The organism is Streptomyces sp. NPDC001709 (assembly GCF_053596375.1).
In genome coordinates this window covers 51,542-71,498 of record NZ_JBSFGB010000043.1, presented here as the reverse complement: position 1 = coordinate 71,498, position 19,957 = coordinate 51,542, and the positions used below count along the sequence as shown (strand labels likewise).

The 19,957-nt window shown below is 72.4% G+C and carries 16 protein-coding genes; 1 reads left to right on the top strand and 15 read right to left on the bottom strand.

The genetic code is table 11. The features are described 5' to 3' along the window. From ACWC0C_RS40045 to ACWC0C_RS39995, 11 genes are all read right to left on the bottom strand, one after another. Positions 1 to 332 (bottom strand): homocysteine S-methyltransferase family protein (locus tag ACWC0C_RS40045; RefSeq protein WP_450869459.1); only part of this gene is annotated, 332 nt, incomplete at its 3' end. An 80-nt stretch (positions 333 to 412) separates the two neighbouring features. Then, the gene (locus tag ACWC0C_RS40040) at positions 413 to 1,441 is read right to left on the bottom strand and encodes a carbohydrate kinase family protein (RefSeq protein ID WP_450869456.1); all 1,029 of its coding nucleotides are present in this window, start codon (positions 1,439 to 1,441) and stop codon (positions 413 to 415) included. A 116-nt stretch (positions 1,442 to 1,557) separates the two neighbouring features. After that, positions 1,558 to 2,781 carry a methionine adenosyltransferase gene (metK, locus tag ACWC0C_RS40035; RefSeq protein ID WP_450869454.1) on the bottom strand — a complete coding sequence of 408 codons (1,224 nt, stop codon included), beginning with the start codon at positions 2,779 to 2,781 and terminating at the stop codon, positions 1,558 to 1,560. A gap of 344 nt (positions 2,782 to 3,125) precedes the next feature. Next, a complete protein-coding gene (locus ACWC0C_RS40030) occupies positions 3,126 to 4,007 on the bottom strand; it encodes an AfsR/SARP family transcriptional regulator (protein WP_449201912.1) in 882 nt (293 codons plus the stop codon). Positions 4,008 to 4,092: 85 nt separating this feature from the next. After that, positions 4,093 to 4,923, bottom strand: coding sequence for a 4'-phosphopantetheinyl transferase family protein (locus ACWC0C_RS40025; protein ID WP_449201911.1), 831 nt, complete (start codon positions 4,921 to 4,923; stop codon positions 4,093 to 4,095). A gap of 29 nt (positions 4,924 to 4,952) precedes the next feature. Then, on the bottom strand, positions 4,953 to 6,755 hold the full coding sequence (locus ACWC0C_RS40020) for an acyl-CoA dehydrogenase family protein (RefSeq protein ID WP_450869453.1): 1,803 nt from the start codon (positions 6,753 to 6,755) through the stop codon (positions 4,953 to 4,955). 236 nt (positions 6,756 to 6,991) lie between these two features. Further along, the gene (locus ACWC0C_RS40015) at positions 6,992 to 7,174 is read right to left on the bottom strand and encodes a DUF5302 domain-containing protein (RefSeq protein WP_449201909.1); all 183 of its coding nucleotides are present in this window, start codon (positions 7,172 to 7,174) and stop codon (positions 6,992 to 6,994) included. An 81-nt stretch (positions 7,175 to 7,255) separates the two neighbouring features. Further along, positions 7,256 to 11,149: a type I polyketide synthase gene (locus tag ACWC0C_RS40010; RefSeq protein ID WP_450869450.1), complete on the bottom strand. Its 3,894-nt coding sequence runs from the start codon at positions 11,147 to 11,149 to the stop codon at positions 7,256 to 7,258. Positions 11,150 to 11,277: 128 nt separating this feature from the next. Further along, positions 11,278 to 12,234, bottom strand: a complete 957-nt coding sequence (locus tag ACWC0C_RS40005) for an aromatase/cyclase (protein ID WP_450869458.1) — start codon at positions 12,232 to 12,234, stop codon at positions 11,278 to 11,280. Between the two features lie 72 nt (positions 12,235 to 12,306). Continuing rightward, positions 12,307 to 14,085, bottom strand: coding sequence for an FAD-dependent oxidoreductase (locus ACWC0C_RS40000; protein WP_450869449.1), 1,779 nt, complete (start codon positions 14,083 to 14,085; stop codon positions 12,307 to 12,309). A gap of 49 nt (positions 14,086 to 14,134) precedes the next feature. Beyond that, positions 14,135 to 15,760 (bottom strand): class I adenylate-forming enzyme family protein, encoded by a 1,626-nt coding sequence (locus tag ACWC0C_RS39995; RefSeq protein ID WP_450869447.1) that lies wholly within the window; start codon positions 15,758 to 15,760, stop codon positions 14,135 to 14,137. A gap of 159 nt (positions 15,761 to 15,919) precedes the next feature. Here ACWC0C_RS39995 and ACWC0C_RS39990 point away from each other — a divergent pair, with 159 nt between their 5' ends. Beyond that, a complete protein-coding gene (locus ACWC0C_RS39990) occupies positions 15,920 to 16,402 on the top strand; it encodes a nuclear transport factor 2 family protein (RefSeq protein ID WP_449201905.1) in 483 nt (160 codons plus the stop codon). A gap of 25 nt (positions 16,403 to 16,427) precedes the next feature. On the opposite strand, the gene ACWC0C_RS39985 is transcribed toward ACWC0C_RS39990, so the two are convergent. The 4 genes from ACWC0C_RS39985 to ACWC0C_RS39970 form a co-directional block, all read right to left on the bottom strand. Continuing rightward, positions 16,428 to 17,249 (bottom strand): AfsR/SARP family transcriptional regulator, encoded by an 822-nt coding sequence (locus ACWC0C_RS39985; RefSeq protein WP_449201904.1) that lies wholly within the window; start codon positions 17,247 to 17,249, stop codon positions 16,428 to 16,430. Positions 17,250 to 17,548: 299 nt separating this feature from the next. Then, positions 17,549 to 18,379: a 4'-phosphopantetheinyl transferase family protein gene (locus ACWC0C_RS39980; RefSeq protein WP_450869445.1), complete on the bottom strand. Its 831-nt coding sequence runs from the start codon at positions 18,377 to 18,379 to the stop codon at positions 17,549 to 17,551. A 79-nt stretch (positions 18,380 to 18,458) separates the two neighbouring features. Then, the gene (locus ACWC0C_RS39975; protein WP_450869443.1) at positions 18,459 to 19,184 is read right to left on the bottom strand and encodes an acyl carrier protein; all 726 of its coding nucleotides are present in this window, start codon (positions 19,182 to 19,184) and stop codon (positions 18,459 to 18,461) included. Positions 19,185 to 19,275: 91 nt separating this feature from the next. Beyond that, positions 19,276 to 19,917 carry a ScbR family autoregulator-binding transcription factor gene (locus ACWC0C_RS39970; protein ID WP_449201901.1) on the bottom strand — a complete coding sequence of 214 codons (642 nt, stop codon included), beginning with the start codon at positions 19,915 to 19,917 and terminating at the stop codon, positions 19,276 to 19,278. Between the last annotated feature and the right edge of the window lie 40 nt (positions 19,918 to 19,957).

Here is a 19,957-nt window from a genome sequence, read left to right as displayed (position 1 = left end):
CCCAGGGTGGGCAGCTTGGTGCCGGGGCCGATGGAGCCGAGCACCCAGCGGGGGCGGCCGTCCTGGGCGGTGAACTCGTCGGCGACCTCGCGAGCGATCCGCACACCGGCCTCGGAGAGCTCGAAGATCCGGTGCGCGATGTCGTACTCGGCCAGAGCGGCGTGGTTGGCGCCGAACGTGTTGGTCTCCACGCAGTCGACGCCGACTGCGAAGTACGCCTCGTGGACCGAGCGCACGATGTCCGGCCGCGTGACGTTGAGGATCTCGTTGCAGCCTTCCAGTTGCTGGAAGTCGTCCAGCGTCGGGTCCTGGGCCTGGAGCATCGTGCCCATGGCGCCGTCGGCGACCACCACCCGGGTGGCGAGCGCCTCCTTGAGGGTTTCGGGAGCCACGAGGGTTTCCGGAGCCGCGGTCACCGCCCCTCGCCGCCTTCGGGACGCTCGGGCGCGACGGCCGCCAGGTGAGGTGCGAGGTCCGTGGCGGCGTCGGCGCCGTACGCGGCCGTGAGGCGGGCGAGGAGCCGGTCGGGGATGACCTCGTACGACTGGGAGCCGACGGTGCGGATGGCCTCGGCCGCGACCGCACAGCCGAGCCGGACCGCGGCCGTCAGGTCGAGGCCGCGCAGAGTGGCGGCGAGGAAGCCGGCGCGGAACGCGTCGCCGACGCCGGTCGGATCGGCCACCGGGACGTCGGGCACGGCGGGGACGTGGAGCGAGGTGCCGTCAGCGCGTTCGGCGCGGGCGCCGTGCTCGCCGAGCGTGACGATCCAGGTGCCGACTCGGTCGAGCACCTCGTCGCGGGTCCAGCCGGTGCGTTCGAGCAGCAGCGCGGACTCGTACTCGTTGGTGAAGAGCCAGCGGGCGCCGTCCACGAGGTCGCGCACCTGCGCGCCGTCGAGGCGGGCGAGCTGTTGCGAGGGGTCGGCGGCGAACGGAATGGCGAGTTCGCGGCACTGGCGGGTGTGGCGGAGCATGGCCTCGGGGTCGTTGGGCGCGATGAGGACCAGGTCCATGCGGGCGCCGTGGCCGGCCGGTGTGTCTGCGATCAGGGTCGTCAGGTCGATGTCGCGTGCCTCGGCCATGGCGCCTGTGTAGAACGCGGCGATCTGGTTGGCGTCCTGGTCGGTGGTGCACATGAACCGGGCGGTCTGCCGCTCGTCGGAGACCAGGACGCCGCCGGTGTCGACGCCGTGGTCCTTGAGCCACACCTCGTACGGCCCGAAGTCGGCGCCGACCGCGCCGACCAGGAGCGGTCTGAGGCCGAGGCCGCCGAGCCCGAAGGCGATGTTGGCGGCGACGCCGCCGTGCCGTACTTCGAGGTCGTCGACGAGGAACGACAGGGACACATGGTCCAGTTGACCGGGAATCAGCTGGTCGGTGAACCTGCCGGGAAACACCGTCAGATGATCGGTGGCGATGGAGCCGGACACCGCGATACGCACGTGAGCACTCCTGTGGGGCGCGTGGGCCGAGGCAGCGGCCGCTTGGTCGACCGGCCGGTGCGCGGCCGGTCGTCGGTCCGTCGTCGGCCGGTCGTCGGTCGGTGAGGTCGGTCGGATCAGAGTCCGGCGGCGGCCTTGAGCCGTTCGGCGCGATCGGTCTTCTCCCAGGTGAAGTCCGGCAGTTCGCGGCCGAAGTGGCCGTAGGCGGCGGTCTGGGAGTAGATCGGGCGCAGCAGGTCGAGGTCGCGGATGATCGCGGCCGGACGCAGGTCGAAGACCTCGGAGATGGCGCGCTCGATGTCGGCCTGCGGAGCGGTCGCGGTGCCGAAGGTCTCGACGAACAGACCGACCGGCTCGGCCTTGCCGATGGCGTAGGCGACCTGGACCTCGCAGCGCGAGGCGAGTCCGGCGGCGACGACGTTCTTGGCGACCCAGCGCATCGCGTACGCCGCCGAACGGTCCACCTTGGACGGGTCCTTGCCGGAGAAGGCGCCGCCGCCGTGGCGGGCCATGCCGCCGTAGGTGTCGATGATGATCTTCCGGCCGGTCAGGCCGGCGTCGCCCATCGGGCCGCCGATCTCGAAGCGGCCGGTCGGGTTGACCAGCAGGCGGTAGTCCTCGGTCTCCAGCTTGATGCCGTCCTCCGCGAGCCGGTCGAGGACGTACTGCACGACGTGCTCACGGATGTCCGGGGTGAGCAGCGTCTCCAGGTCGATGTCACTCGCGTGCTGCGAGGAGACGACGACCGTGTCGAGCCGGACCGGCCGGCTGCCCTGGTACTCGATGGTGACCTGGGTCTTGCCGTCCGGACGCAGGTACGGGATGGTGCCGTCCTTGCGGACCTCGGACAGGCGGCGCGCGAGGCGGTGGGCCAGCTCGACCGGCAGCGGCATCAGGTTCGGTGTCTCGTTGCTGGCGTAGCCGAACATCAGCCCCTGGTCGCCGGCGCCCTGCTTGTCCAGCTCGTCAACGTCTCCACCTGCGGCGGCACCCTCGACCCGCGTCTCGTACGCCGTGTCGACACCCTGCGCGATGTCCGCGGACTGCGCGCCGATGGACACCGACACACCGCAGGAGGCGCCGTCGAAGCCCTTCTTCGAGGAGTCGTAACCGATCTCGAGGATCTTGTCGCGCACCAGCGTCGCGATGTCCGCGTACGCCTTGGTCGTCACCTCACCCGCCACGTGCACCTGGCCGGTGGTGATCAGCGTCTCGACGGCGACGCGGGACGCCGGGTCCTCGCGCAGCAGCGCATCGAGGATGGCGTCGCTGATCTGGTCGGCGATCTTGTCGGGATGGCCCTCGGTCACGGACTCCGAGGTGAACAGGCGACGGGACATGGCTCTCCAGGTTCCTTGTAGGAAGTACGGGTACGGCGGGAGCGGGGAGGTTCACAGATGCCGCCGCACCCTGTCGTCCGGGCGCCCGGCCGGCAGGGTCGAGGCCGAGCTCGGCTCACCGGCCACTTTCGCCGGAACGGCTCGCCTGTCACTCGTGGCTCGTCGGAATACCCGTCGGGCCCGGGACGCGGGCCGGTGGAGTACGGGCAGCGGCGCGCCACAGTCTCCGTTGCCGAACTGTCGGGCCCGCGCCCCGAATACACACTCCCCATGCCGCCGGCGCCCGGTCTGCCCACCAACCGGAACGGGCCAAGACGGTCTTGAAGACGTCGCTGAAGAGGCTGTCAGCCGGCGTGGGCGGCCAGGTGGCCGTGGTGGGCCGGCGGCACGGTGACGCCTCGCGGGGAGCGTGCGGCCGAGGCCTCGGCGGGAGCCGCGGACAAGGGTGTCGTCTCGGGGTGGGCCGTCAGGATGGATCGATGCAGGCGGCTCAGTGCCGGAGACGGTTCGAGGCCCAGTTCCTTCACCATCGTGGTGTGCAGGCGCCGGTAGACGTGCAGCGCCTCGCCGCGGCGTCCGGAGCGGTACAGCGCGCTCATGAACTGGCCGTGCAGGCTCTCGTGCATCCGGTACCGACTGACCAGGACCGTCAGTTCGGGCAGCAGTTCGCGGTGGCGGCCGAGCCGGAGGTCGGCTTCGATGCGCTGGTCGAGGGCGCACAGGCGGGCCTCTTCCAGGCGCCGGGCCTCCGGCGCGAGCCGGACGCCCGCCTGGACATCGGCGAGCGCGTCGCCGTTCCACAGCGAAAGGGCCTCACGCAGCCGCTTGGCGGCGTCCTCGTGGTCGCCGGCGTCCATGGCCCGGTATCCCGCGCCGGCCCGCCGCTCGAACTCGCGGAAGTCGAGCCGGCCGCCGCGGACATCGAGCCGGTAGCCACCGGGAAGGGTCACGAGTACGTCCTTGGCGGTGACGGTGCCCGCATCCGCGCTGCGCGCGAGAGCCGCGCCGATCAGGTCGCGCATCTGCAGCACGTACGTCTGCAGTGTGGTGCGCGCGCTGCGCGGCGGCTTGTCGCCCCACAGTTCCTCGGTGAGGGCGGACACCGGAACCATGTGGTCGGCGTGGAGCGCGAGCAGCGCGAGGACCTTACGCGGCTTGGGGGCGGTGGGCGTGATCGAGACGCCGTCGATGCGGGCGGCGAGCGCACCCAGTACTTCGATGTCCATCGTGATCCCCCTCGGGCTCCGGCTCACCTCCGAGTAAAAAACAGCGCGGTCGGTTTGTCAATTGCTCAATCACCCTAACGGGTCGTCAGTCCAGGAGTTCGGTGACGGCGCCCATGAAACCCTCGTCGAGCATGGTGTGCGCCGCCATGTCGCGCGAGCTGTCCAGGCCCGCGTCGTGGCGGGCCACGCTGAGCAGGTAGCGGCCGAGGACGCGGTGCGTGGCGAAGGCCCATTCGCCGCGTGCGGCGGGCCTGCCGTCCGGAGCGAGCAGGCCGCCGCCGTCCGCGGTGAAGCCGAACTCGGTGAAGCCGAGCTGCAGTCCCTGCCCGAGCGCCTTGGTGTAGGCCTCCTTCAGGGTCCACAGGCGCAGCATGGCCGCCGTGCGTTCGGCGTCGGTGAGTTGCTCGAGGTCGGCGCGTTCGGCCGGAGTGAGCACGTTGCGGCTGAGCAGCTCGTACGACATGTGCCGGTCGGCCGGTTCGGCGTCGACGCCGATACGGCCGTCGCGGCTGATGCCGACGGCGATCAGGTCGTCGGTGTGCGTGAGGCTCACGTCGAGCTGGTCGAGGCCGCGCAGATACGGACGTCCGCCGATCTTGTACGCGAGGTCGAGCTCGGCCGGTTCGGTGTCCAGTGCGGCGGCGGCCGTGTACTTGGTGATGAGGCGGGAGGCGACGAAGCGGTAGCGGACGGTGGGCTCGGCGGTGCGGCGGTAGCGCTGCCAGTCGCGGCCGAGCAGCGGGCGCAGCGCGGGTTCCGCGACGACGGTGGCGAGCCACTCGCCCCAGGTGGTGTGGACGACGGCGTTGCCGTAGCGGTCCATGGCCTCGCGCACCCGGTGCCACGGCGCGTTCGGTCCGCTGACGTGGAACGGCGCGCTGATGCGCTCGGCGCCGGTGGGAGCGGTGGTCGTCAAAGGGGCCTCCCTGGAGGTCGAGGCGCAGGTCACGGCGTGTGCGCGACCGCGTCGAGGTCGTAGCCGAGGCCTTCCCGGTAGCGGCGCAGCAGTTCGTCGAGCACCTGCTGCTGGATGCCGTCGGGCAGTTCGGGCACCGGGAAACCGAGCCGGTCGGCGAGGCGGGACAGGGCCAGGACGGCCCAGGCGGGGTCGGCGAGGAACGGGTCGGTGCCGTCCTGGCCCTCCCAGACACCGAGGACCGCGGCGGCGCCGACGACACCGGTGTAGCGGTCGCTGAGCGCGATCACCGCCGGGTCGCTGAGTGCGGCGCCGGAGGCCGGCAGGCGGCGGCACTGCTCGCGCAAGGAGCGCAGTTCGGTGACGAACGCCTCGGCGAGACCGGCGAGGGCGCCGCGGGTGCCCGGTGTGCCGCGCGAGCCGGCGAGCCGGGCGGCGCTGCCCACGAGCGAGGCGGCCATGAAGTCGCCGCCGCCGGCGATGCCGAGCAACCGGTAGTCGAGGTGGGGCAGTTCGCCGTCGGCGCGGAACAGTTCGGACGGCGGCTCGTCCTCGGCGAACCAGGACCGTTCGGCCAGGCCGCGCAGCTGAGGCACGAGCACCGCCTGGCAGGAGGCGCTGCCGGCATGGCCGAGTCCGGCCACGGGCAGGTCGCGCACGAGCTTGTCGAGCGCGCCGTACTCGGGGCTGGCGTGGTCGTAGCCGCGCGCGCCGAGCACGGTGGCGAGTTCTTGCAGGTCCTCGCGGAGCAGGTCGGGGACCACGTATTTGACGGCGGCGGCGAAGAGATGGGCCTGGGCCGGCAGCAGGCTCAGTGCGCGCAGTACGACCGTGGCCATGGCGTCGCCGGCCAGCAGGTCGGCGAAGACGCCCGCGAGCGGCTTGTGCCAGCGCCTGGCGAGTGGTCCGGTACGGCCGTCGGTCGCGGCCCGCACCGCCGAGTGCAGTACCGTGCCGGCGGCCGCGGTGACGAGGCCGCAGATCAGGCTGCGGTTGACCTGGAACACCTGGAGCGCGAGGCCCACACCGTCGCCTGCGCTGCCGACGAGCGCGTCGGCCGGTACGGGTGTGTCGGTGAACTCCAGGCCGGAGAAGAGCGCTCCGCGCATGCCGGGCAGCTCGACGCGCGGCAGGTGCCGGACGCGGCCCGGCGGGGCCGAGGCCGGGTCGAGGAGGAAGACGGAGTGGCTGCGCGGGCCGCGTGCGCTGTCGGTGCGGGCGTAGACGACCTGCAGATCGGCACGGTCCGCGTTGATGATCACGTCTTTGCGGCCGTCGAGGCGGTAGCCGCTCGCGGTGGTGCGGGCGCTGAACTCGTGGCGCAGGATCGCGTTGGCGTGGGCGAGTTCGTGGTGCAGGATCGTGGCCCGGCCGCCGCGCAGCAGCAGGTCGGCGACGTCCTGGCGCTGCCGTGCGCTGCCGGCCGCCCAGACGGCGCCGGCGGCGAACAGGGAGGTGATCCCGTAGCCGAAGCCGAGCGTCACGTCGCGTCGGAAGACGGGGCGCAGGGCGCGCGCCAGCAGGTCGGCGCGGGTGAGCAGGCCGCCGTGGGCGACGGGTACGAACTCGGCGCCGAGGCCGGCCTCGGCGAGCAGTGCCTCGGTCTCGGCGGGCGGTACGCGCCGGTCGTCGGCGGCGAACAGGGCGCGTAGTCCGTGCGGGTTGGCCTGATCGTACGGGTCGCCCAGCAGGGCCTCGAGCCGCGCGGCCCTCGCGAGGGCGTCCGCCTGCGTCCGTCCGAACGGCGCGCCCGGCGGGTGGATGGTCTGGGCGGTGGTGGTCGTGGCGGCGGTGGTCATGGCGGCGGTGGTCAGCTCCCTCGTCGCGTACACGGGACGCCGCGTGCGCACCCGTAGTCGGAGCCTGACCCTTACGCCTCGAGTCCGGGTGGAAGTGCTCTCGACGCGTGTTCCGGTGTTCCTGTGGCCCGGTCACAGCACGGCGGAAGCGTTCCTCTGCCGGTTCTCCACTGATCGTCTTGTTCGCCGGCGACCTCCGGACACAAGAAAAGGCTGCGACACCCCGGGAACGGAGTGCGGCAGCCTTTTTCCGGAAAGGAGGTTCCCGATCAGCCGGCCTTGCGGCGGAAGTTGCGCTTCTGGCCCGCGCGCCCGTTCATGTTCTTGACCTTGCTGCGGGCCTCTTCCTGCGCGTGCTTGGCACGCGAGGCCTGGGACTTGCGTGCCAGCGCCTCCTTGAACTTCGCGCGCACCTCGTCCTCGTGGGAATTGCTCTGCGGAGTTTCAGTCATACGGTCCTCCTTGCCTTGGGGAACAGCGGGGAACGGCCCTGCCAGAACTACAGCACCACATTCACGACCGGATCTGGATCCTCACTCAAGGCCTGGTCGAGAGCCAAGTCCACGCAGCGACTCTCGGACAGTGTGCGCGCGCTGGAATGCGTGGACCGGCAGATCGACCGGGACACCGGTGGTGAAGACCCGTTCCCAGCGAATGTCCCGACCCGCCACGTGCAGCGCGCCCAGCGTCCGCAACAGCGACCGTACTTCACCGGACGCTTCGTCACCGGCCGACACATGGGCTTTCACCTCGGTCGGCACATCGGTCGGACCGCACTCCACATACCGGCCCGCACCGGAGCTCTCCAGCGTGCGCAGCGCCTCCGCGAACCGCGCCGGCGCGCGCACCTGCCGTATCCAGTACGCCGGATCCGACACCTCACCGGCCGACACGACGTCACCCGTCACCGTCGACACCCACACGATCGATGGCTCACCGAACACACACTCCGCCACGACCTGCTCGTACTCCCCCGTCACGGACGTGTACGTCCGGACGGATGCCGTCGCCCCGTCCCGCTCACCGGCCCGCGTCAGCCGGCCGCGTGCCGCCACCAGCCGCGCCGCGTCCGCCAGGTCCAGTACGCCCGCCACATGAGCCGCCGCGATCTCTCCCACCGACCGACCGGCCACCGCAGCCGGCACCACACCCCACGACTGCCACAGCCGGAACAGCGCGACCTCCATCGCGAACAGCGCCGGCTGGGTGAACTCCGTGTCATGGATCAACGCCGCGTCGGGACCGTCCTCGGCCGCGAAGAGTACCGCCGCCAGCGGCAGCCGCAGCCACGGATCGAGCGCGGCGCACACCTCGTCCAGCGCCCGTCGGAACTCCGCAAACGCCGCGTACAACTCCCGTCCCATACCGATGCGTTGACCGCCCTCGCCGGCGAACAGCATCGCGAGATCCGGCCCCGCGGCCACCTTCCCGGTGCTGAGGCCCGGGTGGGCGCAGCCGGCCGCGAGGGCGCGCAGGGCCTCGGCCGCCTCGGCGGACGACGCGGCGACGACGCTCGCGCGGTGCTCCAGGTGGGAGCGGTGGCGGGCGGCGGTGTACGCCACGTCGGGCAGGCCGGCGTCGGGTGTGCCGTCGAGCCGGTGGGCGAGCCGGGCCGCGTTCTCGGCGCGGGCCCGTGCGGTGCGGCCCGAGACGGTGAGGACGACCGGGCCCGGTGCGGCGCGGCGCCGGCTCCGGCCGGTGACGGCGCCCCAGTCCACGTCCGATCCGTCGCACCACAGCGCGGCGGCCACGTCCTCCAGGGCCTGGCGGGCACCTCGGCCGCGGCGGCCCGTGCTCAGGATGGGCGGCTGGCCGGCGCCGACGGCGTCGAGGCCGCGCCGCAGCGAGTGGCTCGCCACGGGATGCGGGGTGATCTCGACGACGCGCAGGCCGCGTCGGTCGGCGAGCACGCAGGTGGCCTCGGCCAGGCGCATCGGTGTGCACATGCTGCGGGCCCAGTACGCGGCGTCGAGGTCCGTGCCGTCGGCGTAGCCGCCGGTGGCGGTCGACCAGAACGGCACCGTGGCGGCGCGGGTCCGCAGCACGCCGAGGCGCCGCTGCAACTCGGGTGCCAGCGCGGCGAGTCGGGCGCTGTGCGCGGCGTGGTCGATGTTGACGCGAACGGCGCGTACGCCGAGGCCGTCCAGGTCGCGTTCCAGTGCGCCGACGGCTTCGCGCGGCCCGGACAGGCACACCTGTCCGGGAGCGAGGTGGCCAGCGAGCGAGAGCTGTCCCGCGCGTACGCCGGGCAGCGACTCGGCGTCCTCCACGGAGAGCTCGCACACGGTCAGGGCGCCGTGGCCGGCGGCGCGTTCGGTGACGAGCCGGGACCAGGTGGTGATCAGGCGAGCGCCCTCTTCGAGCGGCAGCGCGCCCGCGAACACCGCGGCGGCCATCTCACCGACACTCTGCCCGAACACGACACCCGGCTCGACGCCCCAGGCGCTCAGCGTGCGGGCGAGTGCCGTCTGCAGGGCGAACAGGACGGGCTGGTCGACATCGCTGCGCCCGAGGCGCGAGCTGGCCCGGTCCGCGAGGAGTTCCTCGGTGACCGACCACCCGGTGAACGTCCGCAGAGCCCGGTCGCACTCCTCGAAGGCGGCCCGGAACGCGGGCTCGCCAAGCAGGTCACGCCCCATGCCGAGCCACTGCGAGCCGGGACCGGAGAAGCAGAAGGCGAGCGCGTCCGGCCGGCCGGCGGTGCCCTGAGCGCGGTCCGCGATGCGCTCACCGAGCGCGCCGCCCAGGTCGGCGGGATGGTCGACGGCGACGACGAGGCGGTGTGCGCCGGTGGCGCGGCCGAGGACTTCCGGCGCGTACGGGACGCCGGTACGGTGCGCGTCGGCCCGGTCGGTGACCATGTCGGCGGCTGCGCGCAGCTCGCCCACGCTGTCGGCGGCGAGCGGCACGAACAGGCGTCGCCGGTGCGGGGCTTCCTCCAGGGCCAGGTGGGCGTGGGTGCCGTCGGAGCCGAAGTCGCCGACACCGGCGTAACGGCAGCCGCCCGGCCACGGGATGCGCTCGGTGACGACCGCGAGGCGGCCCGCCGCGCCGTCGACGGACGGGGCGGGAGTGGCGGGAAGCTCGCCGTGGTACAGGGCCAGCGCGGTCTTCATCAGGCCTACGGCGCCCGCGGCGGCCTGGAGGTGACCGAAGTTGGCCGCGGCGGAGCCGATGCGCAGCGCCTCGGCACGGCCGTCGGCGAATACGGTGCCGAGCGCCTCGGCCCCGACAGGATCGCCCAGCGGCGCGTCGGCACCGTGCGACTCGACGTAGGCGACGTGCCGGGGCCTGATGCCGGCGTCCTGCCAGGCGGCACGCAGCACATCCGTCCGGGCGCCGGGCCGGGACCCGGTACGGCAGGGCCCGGAACCGGCAGCCACCGGCCGGTCGCCGGCGCGGTCGTGGCGGACGGCACTGCCCCGGATCACGGCGTAGACACGGTCACCGGCGGCGAGCGCGTCGGTCAGCCGGCGCAGTACGAGGACACCACCGCCCTCGCCGGACACGTGGGCACCGCTGTCCTCGCCGCGCAGGTCACCAGACGCATCGGCCTCGAAGGCACGGCACCTATCAGTGTCAAAGACACGGCACCCGTCGTCGGTGTGCGGGTCGCGCATCGCATGAACGCCGCCCACGAGCGCCAGGTCCACCTCCCCGTCGCGCAGGGCGCGCACCGCGAGGTGGGCGGCGGTGAGCGCGGAGGCGCACGTCGTGGCGACGGCGAGCGCGGGGCCGGCGAGGCCGAGGGCGTGGGCGATGAGGGCGGGGGCGGCGGCCTCGTTCCAGCCGGGTGCGGAGCGCGGGTCGGCGCCGGCGGCCCGGGTGGGCTCCGGCGCCGTGGTTCCCAGGAACACTCCGGTACGGCTTGCGGCGAGCTGGTCGGGGACGATGCGCGCGTCCTCCAGCGCGGCCCACGCGGTCTCCAGGGCGATGCGCTGGTGGGGGTCGAGCAGGCGGGCCTCGGCGGGTGAGAGGCGGAACAGGTCGGCGTCGAAACCCGCGACGTCGTCGAGGAAGCCGCCCCGGCGGCTGGTCACGCCGTCGAGCAAGCCCTGCCACAGCGCTTCCGGCGTCTCGATGCCGCCCGGCAAGCGGCAGCCGATGCCCACGATGGCGATCGGTGCGTGGGCGCCCGCGCGCACGCCGGTGGAGGCGCGTGCGGCTCGGTCGTCGCCGGTGAGGTGTGCGGCGAGGGCGGTGGGTGTGGGGTACTGCCAGACGGTCCAGGTGGGCACGGGGCGCCGCAGCCACCCGGACATTCGCTGGGTGAGTGCCGTCAAGTCGGCCGATTCCAGCCCGAGTTCGGGCAGTGGGCGGTCGGCGGGCACCGCGTCCGGTGGTACGGCGAGGAGGCCGGCGACCTCGTCGCGCAGCCGTGCGGCCAGCGCGTCGGCGGCGTCGCTGTTCGTCCGGGCCGTGCTCATCTGCGCCTCCTCGGCGTTCGTCGGAGCGGACCGGCGGGGCGCAGGCCGCGCGTGCCACGGGGCGTGCCACGGGGCGTGCCAGGATCTCAGCTGCGTCTTGAGGCCCGGTCGAGCGGCGGCGCAGGGTGTCACAGCACGCGGATCGCCGACTCCGCGTGCTTCCTGGCCAGTTCGAGCGTGGCGGTGGAGTTGCGGCCGAGTGCCTGGCGCACGTACCGGCGAGCCGCGGCCAGGTCGGCGCCGGCGCCGAGGACCTGCTCGACCGCCTCCTCGCGCAGCACCACACTGTGCTGCGAGACGACCGTCACGCCCGTCTCGTCGGGCACGACCGACCATTCGCCGGTGTGTGCCTCCATCAGGGCCGGTGTGGACGTCTGCTTGTAGACGATGCGGCCGGCGTGCGGGAAGCAGATCCTCACCGACTCGGTGGTGTGTGCGCTGCCGTCGGCCGTCAGTGTGTCCATGGACATGGTCTGGACGCCGGGGCTGCGCTCGGTGAGGTCCAGGCGGGAGACGTGCGGGATCAGTTCGGGCCAGTCGGCCGCGCGGTACAGGAAGTCGTAGACCAGCTCGGCCGGGCCCTTGACGCGTACGGAGTCCTCGAAGGACAGGACGAGATCGTCCAGGCGCGTCCAGCGTTCGGCGAGTCGCTTGAGGTTGTCCAGTTCGGCACGGGAGTTGGTGTCGCAGGCGCGCTCGACCCACTCCACGTCGTCCGCGCGGTCGCCGACGACCGTGAAGTCGCGCAGCAGCGTCAGCAGGCTGGTGCCGCCGGGCCGGGCCTCGACGATCCAGGTGCCGTGCATGGACTCGACCGGCGACTGCGGCCGAGTCTGGTGGAATTCGATCCGCCGCTCCTGCGGGTCCTGCAACCGCTCCGAGATCCACGAGCGGACCTCGCCGTTGGCCGTGGCCCACATCCGCAGCCGCTCGTGCGTCCCGTCGAACTCCAGCGGTTCCACGTGCACGTTCGACGGGAAGAACAGCGGCCACCGCACCGCGTCCGAGATCAACCCGTAGACGACCCCGGCCTGTGCGTCCACCTCGACGGAGTGCCTCGTACGGTGCACCCGCCCACTCGACACCAACCTCACGTCATCCTCGCTTCCTGTCGAGAGTCAGTAGTTGCCCAGGACTCGGAGTCGTCGCCGGGCATGTCAGTGCTCCTCCAGGTCGTGACTGGCGGTGCGCACGGTGAGACCCGGTTCGCGGCGTGCCTCGTCGGCGAGCGGGCCGCGGATCGCCGGACCAGCCAGTGCGCGGCGCAGGGACGGCCTGGTCAGCAGGGTGTCGCGGGCGGCGACGTAGCCGTCCGGGCGTACGAGGATCCAGGCGCCGGGCCGCAGGCCGAGCGCGGTGCGCAGGCGGCGGTCCGGGTCGGTGAGCGGTGCGGGGCCGTCGGGCCCGCTGCCGCCGACGGTCCTGACCGACAGCCACTCGCCGTACTGCGCGGCGGCGGTCACGGCCACACCGACCGGTACGTCGCCAGGACCGTGGCCGCCCGCGGCCAGCAGCAGTGTCCAGCGCGGATCGCGCAGTTCGGCGCGGAAGGCGCAGGCGGCCGGGTCGTCCGGGGCGTGCACCGCGGCGGCGGTGACGCGGGAGCCGGGACCGGGGCCGGTACCTCGGGCCGGTTTCCGCGTGCTCATCAGGACGGATCCGGCGTCGCGTCCGACCTCAGCGAGGCGCTCGTAGGAGCCCGTGGTGGTCAGCGACGACGTGCCGTAGGCGATCTTCAGGCCCGACATGCCGCCCAGCACCTTGCGCTGCACGGCCCGGCGCAGCGGTCGTACCGCGTTCACCACGCTGAGGGCGAGAGGCAGGACCACCCCGGCGAGCGCGTTCTTCAGCTGCACCAGCGTGGTGGCGGTGCGTGTGGAGCCGAGCAGGGCCGCGCCGAGCGGGACGCGTTCCTCACTGTATGTCTCGAGCAACTCCGCGCCCGCGTGGCCCTGTTCGACCATGGCGAGCTTCCACGCGAGGTTGTACGCCTCCTGGATGCCGGTGTTCATGCCCTGCCCGGAGGCGGGACTGTGGACATGCGCGGCGTCGCCGGCCACGAGGACGCGGCCGTCCTGCATGCGCTCCACCATCCGCTGCTGGAAGGTGAACACGGACGTCCAGGACGCCTCACCGACCCGCACCCGGTGACCGAGGCCCGCGCTGAGCTTGCGGGAGAACTGTTCCTCGGCGCGGCCGAGCTCGTCCGCGCAGGCGGCGGGCACGGTGTCCAGGAGCCGCCAGTGGCCGTCGCGGGCATAGGGCACCATCATCAGTGCCTGTCCGCCGGTGTGGGTCCAGTAGATGCTGTCGGGCTCCACCTCGGTGTCGACCTGCGCGTCGGCGAGCATCCATGTCTCGCTGCTCTCGCCGAGAAGTTCGAGGCCGAGGCGTTTGCGCACGGTGCTGTGCCCGCCGTCGCAGCCGACCAGCCAGGACGCCGTGCACATCTCCTCGCGGCCGTCGGCGTGGACCAGCCGGGCCCGCACCGCCTCGGCGTCCTGTGTGAAGTCCGCCAGCCGTACGCCCCATTCGAGGCGCACTCCGAGCCGCGCCACCGCCGAGCGCAGCGCGGCCTCGGTTTCGGTCTGCTCGACGATGAGTGTGTACGGATAGCGGGTGGGCATCGTCTCGTAGTCGGCCTCCAGCCGGACCCGGCGCCGGCCTCCGGCGTACATGGTGAAGGCCTGATTGCGCCGGCCACGGGAGAGCACGTCGTCGACGATGCCCATCTGGTCGTACGTCTCCAGCGTGCGCGGGTGGGTGGCGACGGCGCGGCTGGTGCGGGCCGGGCCCGGTGCGGCGTCGATCAGCCGTACTCGAAGGCCTCGGCGGGCGAGTTCGTGGGCGGCGGTCAGTCCGACGGGGCCCGCGCCGACGACCAGCACCTGGATCGAAGGAGTGGGCGCGGACGGCCGGCCGGCGGCATTCACCATGGTCTGCTCCAGGGTCGGTCTGAGGTCACGGGCGCGGTCGGCGGACGGGTCAGCGGACGGGTCGGCGGTCGGGCCCTACGGCGGCTCGGCGTCTCAACTCAGTGCGGATGAGGCGCCGTTGTGGCTTCCCGGTGGGTGTGCGCGGGACGGATTCGATCGCCTCGGCGAACCGGATGCGCTCGAACGTGGCGAGGTGTTCGTTGGCGCGCGTGGTGATCGAGTCGAGGACGTCGAGGATGCCGTGGCCCGGCAGGACGCCTTCGAAGTCCCAGGGCTCGCCCTCGGTTCCGTCGGCCAGCACGATGCCCGCCCAGACCAGCGCTCCGTGCTCGGCGTCGGGCCAGTCGGCCACGATGCAGTCGGCGACGCGCGGGTCCGCGCGGACGACCTGCTCGACGCGGCTCGGTGCGACGATCTCGTTGTCGTGTTTGAAGACGTCGGCGAGCCGGTCCACCAGGCGCAGGTCGCCGTCCTCGTCGAGGTGGCCGACGTCGCCGGTGGAGAACCAGCCGTCCTCGTCGATCCTCTCCTCGTGGCCGCCTTCGAGATAGCCGGCCATCAACTGCGGTCCTCTGACCTGGACCTCGCCGGTGGCTCCGATGGGTACGGGACGGCGCGTGACCAGGTCGACGAGGCGGCATTCGGTGCCGGGCACCACTCCGCCGACCAGGCCGGGCCGGTGGCGGTCGGGCTGCTGGTTGTGGGTGAGCGGCGAGAGTTCGGCCATGCCGTAGCCCTGGATGACGGGAACGTCGAACCGTTCGCGCAGTGTGCGCGCCGCCTGCGGGGCGAGCGCCGAGCCGCCGGACAGGACGGCGGTCAGCTGCGGCCCGGGATGGACGGCACCGGCCAGGCGGCCGTCGTTGGCCAAGGCGTGCAGCCGGGCGGGCAGGCCGTAGTAGTGGGTGGCGCCGGCCTCGGCGGCGGCGGCGAGGGAGGCGATGGGATCGGGATCCTGGCACAGCACCTGGCAGGCACCGGCGTACATACCGGAGTTGAGGTGCATCACGTGGTAGAGCGGCAGGTGGTTCAGAGTGATGGAGTCGGCGTTCACGTGGTGAGCGAGGGCGACCTGTGTGGCGTTGGCGACCAGGTTGCGGTGGGTCAGGAGCACGCCTTTGGGCCGTCCGGTGGTGCCGGTGGTGAACTGCACGCAGGCGACGGCGCCCGGATCGGCCGGTACGCCGGTGGCCCGTGCCGGCGCGCCGTCCAGCGCGCGGTGCAGCGGCACGGTGTCGGCGGGCACCACGTCGTCGACGGCGTCCGTGACGACGATCGTGCGCAGCGCCGGCAGGTCCGCGCGCAGCTTGGCAAGGAGGCCGGCGGTGGCCGCGGGCACGAGCGCGAGCTCCACCTGCGCCGCCGCGAAGACATGTCGCAGACCGTCCTCGCCGATCAGCGGGTTGACGAGGACGATGGTGGCGCCGCTGCGGGCCGTGCCGTAGTAGGCGGCGGCGAAGACGGGGTCGAGGACATTGGCCACACCGACACGGGCGCCGGCCGCGCCGTGGAGTGTGTGGCTCAGGTAGCCCGCGATGCGGTCGGCCCACGCGTCGAGTTCGGCGAAGCCGACGGAGCGGTGCGCGGTGCGGATCGCGACGCCGTCCAGGTCGCGCCGGGCCGCTCGCCGCAGCAGTCCGTCGACGGGGAGATCGGGATGGGCGAAGTTCGGCAACGCTCGTTCTCCTCCGGCTCCGGCTGTGCGGGCATACGCCGCTTGACGGACTCACCGTCCGCCGGGCCGCTTGAGGAGTCTTCGAAGAGTGCTCGATCCGCGCCGCAGAAAGTATCGGCATCGCATCGAGGACAATGGACACGACGAAGGGGCACCGCCATGGCCACCGACCTGCTCAGGCCTGTCGAACTCACCTTCTCTCAGGAGGAGTTCGGCGCACTGTACGCCCGGATCCAGCAGTTCTACGCGCACCAGATGCAGCTCTTCGACGACCACGACGCCGAGCGCTGGGCCGGGACGTTCACGGAGGACGCGGTCTTCGTCGTGCCCACGCTCGACGAGCCGGTGCGCGGCCGTGCCGCGCTCGCCGCGAACGTGCGCCGCAACAAGGTCCAGCAGGAGCGCAGCGGCGAGCAGCTGCGGCACTGGATCGGCATGCTCGACGTACGGCAGCAGGCCGACGGGACGGTGCGCACGCGGGCCTACGCGCTGGTGTACGCGACGCCGAGCGGCGGCGAGTCGAGGGTGTCGCGGGTGTGCGTCCTGGAGGACGTGCTGGTCCGTTCCCGCGGCAAGTGGCGCACCCGCTCCCGTCTGGTGACCCGCGACGACCTCGTCCTGGCCACCGCGAACGCGGCCTGAGCGGAGCTGGTGCGGGCGCTCGGGCTCAGGCCGCGTACAGGTTGAAGGTGGAGCCGCGGCGCGGGCCGCAGATGACGTCGAGGGCCGGGTCGACGGCGAGCATCGCCTGGTGCAGGCGCTGCAGCTGCGGCGAGGGCTCGACACCGAGTTCCTCAACGAGCCTGAGGCGCAGCTTGCGGTAGACGTCGAGAGCGGTGGCCTGGCGTCCGGAGCGGTACAGAGCCACCATCGCCTGCGAGTGCAGGCCCTCGTGCTGAGGATGACGGGCTATCAGATCGGTGAGCTCCGCGATCAGTTCGGTGTGCCGGCCGAGCCGCAGGTCGGCGTCGATACGGCGCTCGACGGTGACGAGACGGCTCTCCTCCAGCCGCATCACCTCGATCTCCAGGATCGGCCCGGTGCTCACGTCCACCAGCGCGGTGCCCTCCCACATCGCGAGCGCGTCGCGGAACTGCGCCGCGGCCCGTTCGTCGTCGCCCCGCTCGAACGACGCCTGTCCCGCGGCGGCCCGCTGCTCGTACAGGTGCACATCGACGCACTCCGGCGGCACCTGCAGCAGATAGCCACCGTGCCGGGTGGCGAGAATCTCCTTGGCGCCGCCGGGCGCGTCGGGGCCCATGGCGGTGCCGAGGCGCCGGCGCAGCTGCAGGATGTACGTCTGCAGCGTGGTCATCGCACTCCTGGGCATGTTGCTGCCCCAGATCTCCTCCATGAGCGTGGGCACGGGTACGACCCGGCCCGGATAGAACGACATCAGCGCGAGGATCTGCCTCGGCTTGCCGGCGGTCGGAACGATGGACACCCCGTTGACGTCGGCGCTCAACGGGCCCAGAACCTGTATCTTCACGGCTACCTCCCCATACTCGGTCGAGTCCGCGGTGGCGCGAAACCACCGGCGCGTCTGCACCGTAGCCGCGTTCTCCCGGCCACCTCCGGTATCTCAACCGCCGTTCAAGCGCAGCTCCAAGGCGTTCATTCACCACGGCTGCCGCTCGTCGGCTCTCCTAGCCGATCGCGAGCGTGCCTGCGTCCACCGTGGACAGGCCTCGGCCGTGCGGGCGCACGCAGGCGGGCGTGCGGTCTGTGTCAAGACAGCCGTTTCCGGACGGCCGTTTCCGCGGCCGTTTCCGGACAGCCGGACAGGCTCTAGGCGGGTGCTCCCACGGGCTGTGGCAAGGAGAGCCGGCGTGGTGCCTGCCGGCTCCATGGGAAGCCGTGGTGCAGGTCCAGGACGGCGTCCTCGTCGGGGCCCGTCATGACGGCGACGGCGACGAGCACGCCGGGTTCGGGCTCCAGCTCCGCGAAGCGCCACTGGCCCGGAGGTTCGCCGTCCGGCGGCCGGAAGGCGAGCACGCCGCGGTCCCTGCCGAGCGTGAACGCGAAGGAGTCGAAGGCCAGCCCGAGGCCGAGGCCGCGCGCCTTGGCGTACGCCTCCTTCAGCGTCCACAGCCGCAGGGTCCTGCGGTCGCGGTCGCGGCCCGGCGCGGCCTCGGCGACCCAGGCGATCTCCTCGGGTGCGAAGCTCTCCACGATGACGTCGTAGCCGCGGTCGCCGCGGTCGAGCCGTTCCACGTCGACGCCGATGCGGTGGTGGCGCACCACGCCGAGCAGGTTGTAGCCGTCGGCGTGCGACAGGTTGAAGTCCAGCTCCCGGCCGCCGCGCGGCAGCCCGTCCACGGGCTTGCGCAGGAACGGCCGGCCTCGTGAGGAGCGCCAGAGCACGGCCTCCGCCTCGGGTATGCCGCTTTCCAGGGCCAGGACGCGGCGGACGAGCGCGTGCGCGACCAGGTACTGGCGCCGGTCGCGGTCGAACAGGAAGCGTCCGGCGGTCTGCAGTTCCTGCTCGTCCAGCCAGTGCGTCGACAGGACGTCGGCGACCGCCGGAGCGAGCGCCTCGTTCGGGCAGAACCACAGCTGGACGGGCGCCGCGCTGTGCGACACCGGCTCGGGCCGCCGCAACGGTGCGGGGGATGTCATGCGCCCGGCTCTCTCCGGCGGCCGTGGACGCCGCCCTTGAATCGGATGTGTATGTGTATGTGCATGTCCGTACGCCGCCTCAGTTCTGCCGCGGCAGCAGGGTGAGGGCCTGGTCCACGGTGACGCGGCCGTCGCGCACCGCGCCGAGCAGCTCCTCCATCGGCATCGGTCCGGCCAGCGGATCGGAGCCGATCGGCAGCTGCGCGGAGATGTGGGAGGCCAGTGCGGTGAGGTTCGGGTGGTCGTACAGGACGGCGGAGTGTTCGTGCAGTCCGTACACGAGGTTGATGACGGAGACGAACTCCGTGGCCAGTGCGGTGTCCACGCCGAGGGCGGTGAACGGCTCGGCGGTGTCGATGTCCCACGGGTCGCAGCACAGGATGCGGGCGATTTCCTCGCGCAGGACGTCGAGGACGGGCGGCGCGGGTATGGAGACGGGAGCCGCGGGCAGCGTGGGCGAGGGTGCGGCCGGCGTCGGCGCGGTGGCCGCGGGGGTGGGCGCGGGCGTCGCGCGGACCGGTGCCGCGCCGGTCTCCAGCGCCACGTACGCGGCGAAGTCGAGCGGTGTGGGATGGTCGATGAGTGAGGCGGGCCGGATCGCGGTGCCGTAGTACTCGTTGACGGTGGCGACGTACTCCACGGAGAGCAGCGAGTCGACGCCGCATGTGCGGAAGTTCTGCTGAGGGTCGATCGTCTCCGGCCTGATCCGCAGGACGTCCGCGAGCATGCGCACGACCTGGGTGAGCACGTCGGTGTCCTGGGCGGCGGGCGCCGTGGTGAAGGCTATGCGTGGTTCACGGGACATGGCGGGGCTCCAATGGTCCTGAAGGTGGTGAGGGCGGTGCCCTCGTCGGCTGCGCGGTGCGGATGCGGTCCGCACGCAAAGACCGCGCGGGTCATGCGACGTCGGCGAGGTCGCCGAGCGTGTCCGGCGCATGGGTGCGATACCGTGCCGCCTCGTTGGGCGGTACGAGCACGGTGAGGAGCAGATCCCACGACTTGGCCAGCCGCCGCGCGAGTTCCTCGGTCGGCAGCTCCTTGGCCAGCGCCACGAGGCCGCACACCATCGCCCACAGCAGCGTCGCCGCTCCTTCGCCCCGGCCCGCCGCCCGCAGCGCGCCCGCCTCTGCGGCCCGCCGCAGCAGCCGCAGCACCTCGCGGTTCCACGCCCGGTAGAAGTCGGTGACCGAGGCCTGGGCGTCGGTGCGCTCGTAGGCGATCCGCAGTCCGGCGCCGACCAGCGGATCCTCGCGCAGCGCGCGGGCCAGCCAGTGCGTCATGTCGATGAGTACCTGTACCGGCGGAGCGCCGGACTCCTCGTGCCGCCGCAGGAAGCCTGCGAGCCTCGCGCTGCCCTCCTGCCGCACGGCGTCGGCGAGCACTTCCTTGGAGGCGAAGTGGAAGTACAGCGCCCCTTTCGTCAAGCCCGTGTCCGCCACGATCCGTCCCAGTGTGGCGCTCGCGTATCCGTGCTCGTTGAACAGGCGTGCGCCTGCCTGGATCAGGTTGCGCCGTGTCCGTTCCGACCTGGCCTGCATCGCCGATCACCTCTCCTGATTCCCAAGGCCCAAGAACCAC

Excerpts from the sequence above, each read along its gene's own strand:
- ACWC0C_RS40030 (WP_449201912.1), bottom strand. The coding sequence starts at position 4,007 with ATGGACATCGAAGTACTGGGTGCGCTCGCCGCCCGCATCGACGGCGTC.
- metK (WP_450869454.1), bottom strand. The coding sequence starts at position 2,781 with ATGTCCCGTCGCCTGTTCACCTCGGAGTCCGTGACCGAGGGCCATCCC.
- ACWC0C_RS39990 (WP_449201905.1), top strand. The coding sequence starts at position 15,920 with ATGGCCACCGACCTGCTCAGGCCTGTCGAACTCACCTTCTCTCAGGAG.
- ACWC0C_RS39975 (WP_450869443.1), bottom strand. The coding sequence starts at position 19,184 with ATGTCCCGTGAACCACGCATAGCCTTCACCACGGCGCCCGCCGCCCAG.
- ACWC0C_RS40000 (WP_450869449.1), bottom strand. The coding sequence starts at position 14,085 with ATGGTGAATGCCGCCGGCCGGCCGTCCGCGCCCACTCCTTCGATCCAG.
- ACWC0C_RS40010 (WP_450869450.1), bottom strand. The coding sequence starts at position 11,149 with ATGAGCACGGCCCGGACGAACAGCGACGCCGCCGACGCGCTGGCCGCA.
- ACWC0C_RS40015 (WP_449201909.1), bottom strand. The coding sequence starts at position 7,174 with ATGACTGAAACTCCGCAGAGCAATTCCCACGAGGACGAGGTGCGCGCG.
- ACWC0C_RS39970 (WP_449201901.1), bottom strand. The coding sequence starts at position 19,917 with ATGCAGGCCAGGTCGGAACGGACACGGCGCAACCTGATCCAGGCAGGC.
- ACWC0C_RS39980 (WP_450869445.1), bottom strand. The coding sequence starts at position 18,379 with ATGACATCCCCCGCACCGTTGCGGCGGCCCGAGCCGGTGTCGCACAGC.